The organism is Paenibacillus sp. 1182, assembly GCF_017833915.1.
GTDB classification, from domain to species: Bacteria; Bacillota; Bacilli; order Paenibacillales; family Paenibacillaceae; genus Paenibacillus; species Paenibacillus polymyxa_D.
The window spans coordinates 1-11,819 of sequence record NZ_JAFICR010000027.1 but is presented as its reverse complement, the minus strand read 5'-3'; the positions used below and the strand labels follow the sequence as shown (position 1 = coordinate 11,819).

Genomic DNA, 11,819 nt, shown 5'->3' with positions numbered 1-11,819 from the left:
GTCGGCTCGCAATCAAAGTACGATACGTCCACCGTCGCTTCGGTTGGACCGTACAGGTTGATCAGCTTCGCTCCGGTCAGGCTCGACACGAGCCGTTGGAAGCGAGCCACATGCTGTGGCGGCAAGGCTTCACCACTGGCAAAGACATGGCGCAGCGTTGCCAGTTTCGCTTGCATCACTTCCCGTGGCTGCTGCTCCACATACTCCAGGAACGCATGCAGCATGGCAGGTACAAAGTGCATCGTGCTCACTCCATCGCGGGCAATCGTGTCCACGATGTCTTCCGGGTTCTTTTCCCCGCCTACCGACAGCAAGCTCACCTTCGAGCCGACCAGCGACCACCAGAACAGCTCCCACACCGACACGTCGAACGTGAAGGCGGTCTTTTGCAGGATCGTATCTTCCGCACTCAAGCCGTACCGATCATGCATCCACAAAATCCGATTCAGCACAGAATGGTGCTCCACCATCACGCCCTTCGGTTTTCCCGTGGAGCCAGAGGTATAAATGACATAGGCGACATGGTGCGGTCCGGCCAGTGGCTCCAGATTCGAGCCGTCTTCGTGGTAAATGTCTTGGCCAGCCTGCTCCTGACGATCCAGCACCAGCACCTGGCCGTCGAAACTCAGCGATGCTTGCTCCGCCAGATGCGATTGCGTCAGCACCAGCTTCGCTCCCGAATCCTCCAGCATGAAGCGGATGCGGTCGGCCGGATATTCTGGATCAATTGGCACGTAGGCTCCGCCTGCTTTGAGGATCGCATAAATACCTACGATCATGTCCAGAGAACGGTGAGCCAGTATGCCTACAGGCTGATCCGGCTCGACGCCTTCCGCACGCAAAGTGCGTGCGAGTCGGTTCGCGCGCTCATTCAACTCCGCGTAGGTCAACGATTCCGATCCGCACAACACTGCTGCCTGATCCGGTGTATTCGCTGCCTGCTGCTCGAACAGTGCGCTTAGCGTTTGATCCTGCGGATAAGCTGCCGCCGTATCCCCCCAGACCTGAACGATCTGCGCCTGCTCTTCCGGTGTCACCAATTCCAGCTCATTCACACGGATATGCGGATTATTCACGATTTGCTCGATGACATGCAGTACATGTCCCTGCATCCGCTCGATCGTAGACCGATCGTATACATTGGCGTTATATCTGAACATAATGCGGAAGGTTTCATCGGGCATCACAATCAAGTCCAGATCATAGTTTGTTTGCTCGACAACCTCCACATTCGTAATTTCAAAAGCGGATGGACGAACTTCCCCAAGCTGCTCGACTTGCTCCTCTACCGGATAATTCTCAAATACCATAATGTGGTTAATCAGATGCTGCTTCTGCTCGGTCAATGCCTGAATTTCATACAGCGGGAAGCTGTCATAGGCTCCTGAGGCCAGTGCCTGCTCCTGCGTTTTCCGCATGATGTCCACAAACGTGGCATTCTGTTCACTTTGAATCCGCACTGGGATCGTATTAATGAACAGACCGATCATATGCTCTACACCCGCAATATCCGTCGGACGTCCAGATACCACACTGCCGAATACAACATCCTCATTGTTGTTATATTTCTGCAAAATAAGGCCCCACACGCTCTGCATCAGCGTATTAATCGTGACCTGCTGCTGCTTTGCAATCCGGTACATCGCTTCGCTCCACGCTGGATCCAGATCTACCGTTATTTTTTCAGAAATATATTCCCTGGTTTCGTTTGCTGTAGCGAATACAGTATTAGCCGCTTGGTCTTTCGATGAAGTATCCAATCCAGGTAACAAGGTTTGCTGTTCAAAGCCAGCCAAATAGCTGCTCCAATACTCTTGTGCCGCACGTTCATCCTGACGCTCTAGCCATTCGATATATTGACCATATGATGTGACAGGAGCAAGCTCCGGCTGTTTCTGCTCCAGCAGCGCAAAGTACGTACCAAACACTTCGCCTGTAACGAGCGATAAGCACCAGCCATCCATGACAATGTGATGGAAGCTCCAGACCAAATGATACGTTTCTTCATCGGTCTGCAATACCTGTACGCGCATAAGTGCATCCGTACCGAGATCAAAGCCTCTAGCCTGGTCTTCCTGCTTAAACGTCTGGATATACGCCTGTTGCTCCGCTTCCTGCATTTCGCGTATATCCTTGAAGGACAGATCGCTATCTTTGTGACGGAACACGATTTGCAATGGCTCCGGACCATGTCCTGTTTCAAATCGATGGAAATTCGTCCGCAGTGCTTCATGACGCTGTGTCAGTACATCTAGACTCTTGCGGAAAATTTCAACATCAAAGCTGCCTTTTTGATCAAACGACGCTTGCTGGAAGTATGCACCTGAGTCCGGCTCCATCAGACTATGGAACAGCATCCCCTTCTGCATCGGCGAAAGAGCATACACATTTTCCAGTTCGCCCACAGAAGCCGTTTGCTCCGTCAATTGCTCCAGTTGTTCCAACGACAAGCCTTTGAACAAGACATCGCTTGGGGTTAGTTCGCTCCGCTCTTGGGAGGCACAATGCGCGATCACTTCCTGCAGGCTTTCCTGCAGCAACTGCGCAAAGTTCTCTACATTTTGCTGATGATATACGTGGCTGTCATAGCGAATTTCCAGTGTCAGCCCGCCTGCTGTAATCATGCCGTTCACATTCAGCGGCTGCTCCAGAACGGTATGGTCACTCATCGGCTCTCCACCTGGATGCGAAGACAGCGTGATATCCCCATTTTCTAAGTCCTGATCAAACTGTCCCAAATAGTTAAAGCTAATTTCAGGCTGCAAGGTCAAGGAAGGATGGACATCATGCTGAGACATATACTTCAAAATACCGTAGCCAATACCCTTATGCGGCACATGACGCAGATCTTCCTTCACCCGCTTGATTCGCTGCCCTACTTCTGCCTTCCCATCCACACCCAGCAGTACTGGATACTGACTCGTAAACCAGCCCACGGTACGGGTGATATCGATATCTGGAACAATGGCTTCCCGGCCATGGCCCTCCAGATTGACCAGCACACGCTCCTGACCGCTCCAGTTATATAACGCGGTGCCGAGTGCGGTTAACAGCAGATCATTGACCTCTGTGTTATACGCCCGATGCGATTCCAGCAGCAGCAGCCGTGTTTCCTGTTCGCTCCAAGCTACGCTCACCGTCGCAGTGTCTCTGATTAGAGAATGTTGTCCCTCCGCTCTCTCTTGATCCTTAGGCAACGATGCAACTTCCATTTGGGCAAGATGCTGCCAATATTCGCGTTCGTTGTCGATCGCCGGACTGTTCGCATATTGAGACAACTGCTCTGCCCAAGCAGAGAAAGAGTCCGTTTTATATGGCAGGCGAATCGCTTCTCCCCGCACGGCCTGCTCATACCCAGTGGCAAAATCCTCAAACACAATCCGCCACGAAATCCCGTCTATGACCAAATGGTGAATGGCAATCAGTAAATGATCTCCATCCATGCAGCGGAAAAGTCCCAGCTTCACCAGCGGTCCTTCGTCCAGACGAATGGAACTTTGGATGGCATTGGCTTTCATTTCAATCGCCACCGTCACATCTGCCGCGTCTTCGACACCCGTCAAATCAACAACGTCCAGACTGTACAGCTGACCTTCGTTCAAACCACGATTCCACGCTTCATAGCCCTGTTCGGTCTGACGGAAGACCATACGCAGCGCATCATGATGCTCAGTTACCTTGGTCACCGTTTGATGCAATGCGGCTTCATCGAATCCTTGTGCTCTATACAGCATCACCGATTGGTTGAAATAATGTGGCTCTGCTGAGGATTGTCCAAAGAACCATTGCTGTATTGGGCTCAATTTAACTGCTCCCGAGACCACCCGCTGATCGGCTGTACGGCTGACCTTGTGTACATGACCGCTCAGCAACGAAATGGACGGATATTGGAACAAATCCTTCATCTCCAGCTTGTAGCCCGCTTGCAGCAAGCGGGACGATACCTGGATTGCCTTGATCGAATCGCCGCCCAGATCAAAGAAATTATCCAAAATCCCGATTCTCTTCGTTCCTAATACAGCCTGCCAAATGGACACTAACGTCTGCTCCAGCGCTGTGCGCGGCTCTACATAATCCGCTCCGCTTTGCAGGCTACCCTCCGATGCCAGCAGTGCCTTGCGGTCGATTTTGCCGTTGGGTGTCAGCGGCATCTGCTCCAGCTGGATGAAGTACGAAGGTACCATATAGTTGGGCAGCTCCTCACCCAGCAAGCTGCGCAGTTCACCCGCGCTTACGTCTCTTTCAGCGACATAGTACGCCACCAGTTGGTTTTGCCCCTGCTCGTCCACCTGGGCCAGTACGATGACCTCTTGCACGTCTTCCACTTTCAAGATTTGTGCCTCGACTTCGCCCAGCTCGATCCGGTAGCCCCGGATTTTTACTTGATGGTCGATCCGGCCCAAATATTCGATGTTGCCGTCCGTCATCCATCTCGCCAAGTCACCCGTACGGTACATTCGTTCATAGCCTGCTTCACCAACCGCAAACGGGTTCGCTACAAATTTCTCCGCCGTCAGCTCTGGACGATCCAGATATCCACGCGCCAGACCTGGACCAGACACGCACAGCTCACCTGCTACGCCTACCGGAGCCAAATGTCCATGCCCATCCACCATGTATACCCGATGATTCGGCACAGGACGTCCAATGGAAATGAGTTGTCCAGCTCTCTCATCCTCGGACACCGGCCAGATGGACGTTGCAACTGAGTTTTCAGTTGGACCGTAGCCGTTGTAGTACGCCACTTGATCCTTCCACTTGTATACCAGTTCGGTGGAAGATGCTGAACCCGCAGTGAACAGAATACGCAGGTGTGGCATCCGCTCTGGCTCCAGATACACCGCATAGGTCGGCGGCAAAGCGGCCACCGTAATCCGGTGATTCGCCATATATTGCTCAAACCGCTCGTAGTTCAAAATCGTCTCTGTCGTTGGCACATATAACGTGGCTCCGCAGAACAGCGCTTGGAAGATTTCCCAGCAAGCCGCATCAAACGAATAGCTAGCGAACAGCAACGCATGATCCGACGTGCGGATTCGAAGCGTCTGATCAAAATATGTTTTCAGATTGCACAGCCCGTGATGCTCCAGCATGACACCCTTCGGCTGCCCGGTTGTACCTGATGTATAAATCACATACGCCAAATCATTCGGGCCAGACCCCGGCTCCAGGTTAGAACCATCCTCGTGATACACCGTTTGTGCTCCATCTAGCACCAGCATGTGGCCGTCAAACGCGACTTTGTCCACCAGATGACTTTGTGTCAACAGTAGCTTCGCCCCCGAGTCGTCCAGCATATAGCGGATACGCTCTTCCGGGTAGGTTGGATCGATGGGGACATATGCGCCTCCGGATTTTAAAATCCCGAAGATGCCCACGATCATATCCACCGACCGCTCGGTCATCAGACCCACCAAACGATCTTTCGTCACGCCTTGACTGCGCAAGGTACGAGCCAGGCGATTGGCGCGTTCATTCAGCTCGCGATAAGTCAGCGTTTCTCCTTCAAAGAACAAGGCTGTCTGCTCCGGTGTCTGCGCCGTTTGCGTCTCGAACAAGCCATGGATCGTTTGCTCGCTTGCATAGGTTGCTGCTGTATTCCCCCAAACCTTAACGATTTGCTCGCGCTCCTGCTCGTTTAACATATCCAGCTCATGTACACGGATGTTCGGATTCGCAGTCACCTGCTCCAGCAATTGCACCAGATGACCTCGAATTTGTTCTACGCTTTCCCGTTCAAAGGCCAGAGCATTATAGCCAAAGCTCATGTGAATGGTGTTCCCCGGCAGCACCACCAGGTTAAAGTCATAGTTGGTCTGCTCGACAGACTCGGCTCCGGTGATCGTGAAGCTGGACTCATCACCGCTGCCTAATTGCTCGATTTGTTCCTCGACCGGATAGTTCTCAAAAATAAGAATATGATTGATCAAATCCTGCTTAAGCTCCGACAGTCCCTGAATTTCATACAACGGATACGTATCATAGGTATGGGAAGCAATCGATTGCTCCTGGGTTTGCTTCATCACATCGGAGAATAAACTGTCCACTTGACTGCGGATACGCACCGGAATCGTATTGATAAACAGACCAATGATGTGCTCCACATTCGGAATGTCTGCCGGACGTCCAGATACCACGCTGCCAAACACGACATCATCGGTGCCATTATATTTTTGCAGCAAAATACCCCAAACGGTCTGCATCAACATATTGATCGTCACCTGATAACGCTTGGCTATGCGCTGAATACCAGCTGTGAGATCCGCGCCCAAATCAAAATCTAAACGCTCCGACTGATACCCCGTTTTGCCCTGAATTTTAGCCTGTGGCAAACGAGACTGCTCCTCATATCCTTCCAGAACCTTGCTCCAGTAGCTTGATGCGGCCTGACGATCCTGCTGCTCCAGCCATTCGATATATTGACTGTACGGCGTTACAGGGGCCAGTTCCGGTTGTTTATGGGCCAGGATCGCAAAATAGCTCGCAAACACTTCGTTGGTCACCAGCGACAAGCACCAGCCATCCATCACGATATGATGGAAACTCCATACAAAACGGTACGTCTCCTCACCTGTGCGCAACACAGCGACACGCATCAAGGCGTCTTGTGCCAGATCAAAGCCTCTTTGCTTGTCTTTACGCGTAAATTCGAGCATGTATTCGTTTTGCTGCTCGTCCTTCATATCCCGCAAATCTTCCACATACAGTTCACTGCGCTTATTGCGGTACACAACCTGAAGCGGTTCATCCTGCCAGCCGCTGTAGAAGTTCGTGCGCAGTACCGTATGCCGTTGCATTAAAACATCCAAACTGGCCGCAAATGCAGCGATATTAAAATGTCCTCGCAGATCAAAGGAGGCCTGTTCAAAATAAGCTCCCGATTGCGAATCCATCAGATTATAAAAGAGCATCCCCTTTTGCATCGGCGTCAGTGCGTATACATTTTCCAAATCACCGGTATGTGCCGCCTGTTTCGCAATTTGTTCCAGTTCTCTAGTCGTCAGACCTTTGAAGGATACATCACTCGGGGTCAGTTCCGGCTGTTCCTGAGCGACGCAATGCGTAATCACCTCTTGCAAAGCGGATTGAAGCAGTCCTGCCACACGTTCCAGCGTTTCTTTACGATACTGCTTACGGCTGTAAGCAATCGTCAAGCGCAGCGTGCCTTCCGAGATCATCGCGTTTAAATCCAGCGTATATTGCAGCGGTGAATGTGCATCCTCTGTCTCCCCTGCACTATAGGGTGACAATGCGATTCCACTGTTTTGTAGATCCTGATCGACCTGACCCAAATAGTTAAAGCTGATTTCCGGTTCTGCTGCAATCGTATGCGCTTCATCCGATGCAGACGCAGGAGACAAGTAGCGCCAAGTTCCATAGGTCAGCCCTTTATGTGGAATCCGGCGCAGACCTTCCTTCGTTTCTTTAATCCGCTGAGCCAGTGTCATTTCCTTGCCGGTCTCCAGCAGCACTGGATACAAGCTCGTAAACCAACCTACGGTACGTGTCATATCCACCTCTGGCAGGATCGCTTCCCGGCCATGGCCCTCCAGGTTCACCAGTACCTGTCCTGCGCCTGTCCAATTGTGCACCGCCAGTCCCAGCGCGGTCAGCAGCAAATCATTGACCTCGGTGTTGTAGGCGCGATGGACCTGCTTTAACAGCTGCTGCGTTTCAGCTTCGGTCCACTCTACCGTCAGCACTTCGCTGTCTGCGTTTAAGGAGCCCTCGTAGGTAAAATCCTTAGGCAGCGGTGCGGCTTCCGCTTTGGCCTGTTCCAGCTGCTTCCAATAAACTTCATCCGAGGCAGCCTCAGGACGGTTGGCGTAAGACGACAACTCCCGTGCCCATGCTTGGAAGGAATCCGTTTTATAGGGCAATCGTACAGGCTCACCCTTGCTCGCCTGCTCGTAGCCTGTCGAGAAATCTTCGAACAGAATCCGCCACGACACTCCGTCCACCACCAAGTGGTGAATGGCGATTAGCAGATGGTCGCCTTCGGCTGTGCGGAACCATCCGAGTTTGACTAAAGGTCCTGCGGACAGGTCCATGCTGCTTTGAATTTCCGTTACCTTCGCTTCCAGCGCTTCTGCATAAGTTTCCTGTTCACGGTAATCCACCGTTTCCAGCGTATACAGCGTGCCTTCCTCTACAGGGCGTGTCCAAGCCGTATAACCTGCGGGAGCCTGATGGAAAACCGTACGAAGCGCATCATGATGCTTCACAAGGTGATCCATGACTTGCCGAACCACTGCCTCGTTAAAGCCCTCAGCGCGATAGAGCATGACCGCTTGATTAAAGTGCTGCGGACGCTCGCGCTCCTGCGCAAAGAACCAATGCTGGATCGGTAGCAATGCGGTTTCCCCGCTCACTTCTCCTTGATCTGCCATACGGCTGACCTCATGCATATGCGGTGCCAGTGTTGCAACCGTTGGATACTGGAACAAATCCTTCATGTCCAGCTTATAACCGGCCTGGAACGCACGAGATGCGATTTGAATGGCCTTGATGGAATCGCCGCCCAGATCAAAGAAATTGTCCAAAATACCGACCGTCTGTAGTCCCAGTACCGACTGCCAGACCGCTACCAGTGCGCGTTCTTGCGCCGTACGCGGCTCTGCATAATCAGCTCCAGTTTGCAGGCTGCCTTCCGGTGCCGGCAAGGCCTTACGGTCGATTTTGCCGTTGGGACTCAGCGGCATTTGCTCCAGCTGTACAAAGTACGATGGCACCATATAGCTTGGCAGCTCCCGGCCCAGCTCACTTCTCAGCTCACTGGCTCCTAGCTCTTGCCCCGCAACATAGTAGGCCACCATTTGTTTTTGTCCCGTTTCATCCGCACGAGCCATGACGACGGCTTCGCGTACCGATTCCACTTGGAGCAGCTGCGATTCGACCTCGCCCAGCTCAATCCGGTAGCCCCGGATTTTGACTTGATGGTCGATCCGGCCCAGATATTCGATGTTGCCGTCCGGCATCCATCTCGCCAAATCGCCGGTGCGGTACATCCGTTCATAGCCTGCTTCCCCGCCAGCAAACGGATCAGCTACGAATTTCTCGGCCGTCAGCTCCGGACGATTCAGATAGCCTCGGGCTACGCCGACACCGCCGATGCACAGTTCCCCTGCCACCCCAATCGGCTGCAATTGCTCCGTGCCTTCCTTCACGATGTACAGACGAATGTTTTGAATCGGTTTCCCGATCGGGATAACCGCATATTCCTCATCCGGCTCGCAATCGAAGTACGATACGTCCACCGTCGCTTCGGTTGGTCCATACAGGTTGATCAGCTTCGCTCCGGTCAGGCTCGACACGAGTCGTTGGAACCGGGCCACATGCTGTGGCGGTAAAGCTTCACCACTGGCAAAGACATGGCGCAGCGTGCCCAGCTTCGCTTGCATCACTTCCCGAGGCTGCTGCTCCACGTACTCCAGAAACGCATGCAGCATAGCGGGTACAAAGTGCATCGTGGTTACGCCATCGCGGGCAATCGTGTCCACGATCTCTTCCGGGTTCTTTTCCCCGCCCACGGACAACAGGCTTACCTTCGAGCCGACCATTGACCACCAGAACAGCTCCCACACCGACACGTCGAACGTGAAGGCGGTCTTTTGCAGGATCGTATCCTCCGCACTCAAGCCGTAACGATCATGCATCCACAAAATCCGGTTCAGCACGGAATGATGCTCCACCATCACGCCCTTCGGTTTTCCTGTGGAGCCGGAGGTATAGATGACATAGGCTACATGATGCGGCCCGGCCAGTGGCTCCAAATTCGAACCGTCTTTGTGGTAAATGTCTTGGCCATCCTGCTCCTGACGATCCAGCACCAGCACCTGGCCGTCGAAACTCAGTGAGGCTTGCTCCGCCAGATGCGATTGCGTCAGCACCAGCTTCGCGCCCGAGTCCTCCAGCATAAAGCGGATGCGGTCGGCTGGATATTCTGGATCAATCGGCACATAGGCTCCGCCTGCCTTGAGGATCGCGTAGATGCCTACGATCATCTCCAGCGAACGGCGGACCAGAATACCGACTGGTTGATCCGGTTCAACACCTTCCGCACGCAGCGTCCGAGCCAAACGGTTCGCTCGCTCATTCAACTCAGCGTAGGTCAACGATTCCGCTCCACACAGCACTGCCACCTGATCCGGCGTGTTCGCTGCCTGCTGCTCGAACAACGCACTTAGCGTCTGATCCTGCGGATAGGCTACCGCCGTATCCCCCCAAACCTGAATGATCTGTGCCTGTTCTTCCGCTGTCACCAATGCCAGCTCATTCACACAGATATGCGGGTTGTCTACGATTTGCCTGATGACATGGTCGATATGACCCTGGATACGCTCCATTGCAGACCGGTTATACACCAGCGCATTGTATTCAAGTAGGATAGAGATATCTTCGTCAGGCACGACAATCAGGTTGAAATCGTAGTTGGTTTGCTCTGTAAGTGCCACATTGGCAATAGAGAAGCCGGTTTGTGCCTTGGTCTCACCGGAGCCGCCCATCTGCTTCATCTGCTGCCCGATGGGGTAGTTTTCAAAGACCATGATGTGATTGATCAGGTCTTGTTTTTGTTCAGTCCGTGCCTGAATGTCGTACAGCGGGAATGTGTCATAGACACCGGAGGCCAAAGCCTGTTCCTGTGTGCGCTGCAATATTTCAGCAAATGTAGCATTCCGTTCACTTTGAATCCGAACCGGTATGGTATTGATAAACAGTCCGATCATGTCCTCCACGCCTGGAATGTCTGCCGGACGACCGGATACCACACCACCAAACACAACATCCTGATTGTTATTGTATTGCTGTAAAATAACGCCCCACACGCTTTGCAGCAAGGTGTTAATCGTGACATGTTGTTGCTTGGCTATTTGCTTTAATGCGGCACTTCGTTCTTTGCCCAACATAAATGGCAGTTTTTCCAAAACATAGCCGGAATTTGAACTTTGACCGCTTCTGTTTGTGTCGTCATCTCGTTCTGCCACAGAAACATGCGTATTCTCACCAGGCAACAAGGTTTGCTGCTCAAAACCCGCCAAATAGTCACTCCAATAACGGGTCGCTTCCTGTGCATCTTGATGTTCCAACCATTCGATATAGTCACTATACGGCTTGACAGGTGCGAGCTCTGGCTGCTTATTCTCCAGCAAGGCAGCATAGGCACCAAACACTTCGTCCGTCATCAGGGACAGGCACCAGCCGTCCATCACAATATGATGGAAGCTCCATACAAAACGGTATGAGCGATCACCCGTGCGGAAGACAGCTACACGCATGAGCGCATCCTTGCTTAAATCAAAGCCTCGAGCTTTGTCCTGGGCCACAAATTCAGCTACAGCCTGTTCACACCCTCTGACATCCTCATAAAAGAAGCTCGGATTTTTATGACGATAGACAATCTGCAACGGTTGACCATGCCAGCCACTATAGAAATTCGTCCGTAATATCGCATGTCGACTAACCAGCAGCTTCAAGCTTTCCTCGAATATAGATGGCGCAAAGTTGCCCTCCAGATCAAAGGTCGCCTGCTCAAAATACACGCCTGTTTCTGCATTCATCAAACTGTGGAACAGCATACCCTTTTGCATGGGGGTTAACGGATATACATTTTCCAATTCCCCAACCGTCTGGGTCTGCTCCTTAATCGTATCTAATTGCTCCAGGGTCAGACCTTTGAACAGTACATCACTTGGAGTTAATTCGATCCGATCTCGTGTGACACAATGCTCGATAATCTCAAGCAGATTGGATTTCAACAGATTAGCCAGCATTTGGACGGTGTCCTTACGGAAGGCTTTGCTGTTATACCGAATGTCCAG

1 protein-coding gene is annotated in these 11,819 nt (G+C 52.3%); it reads right to left on the bottom strand.

The window, feature by feature from the left end; translation table 11 throughout:
• Positions 1 to 11,819: non-ribosomal peptide synthetase (locus tag JOD82_RS28595; RefSeq protein WP_209950377.1), on the bottom strand; the 11,819-nt coding region annotated here is incomplete at both ends.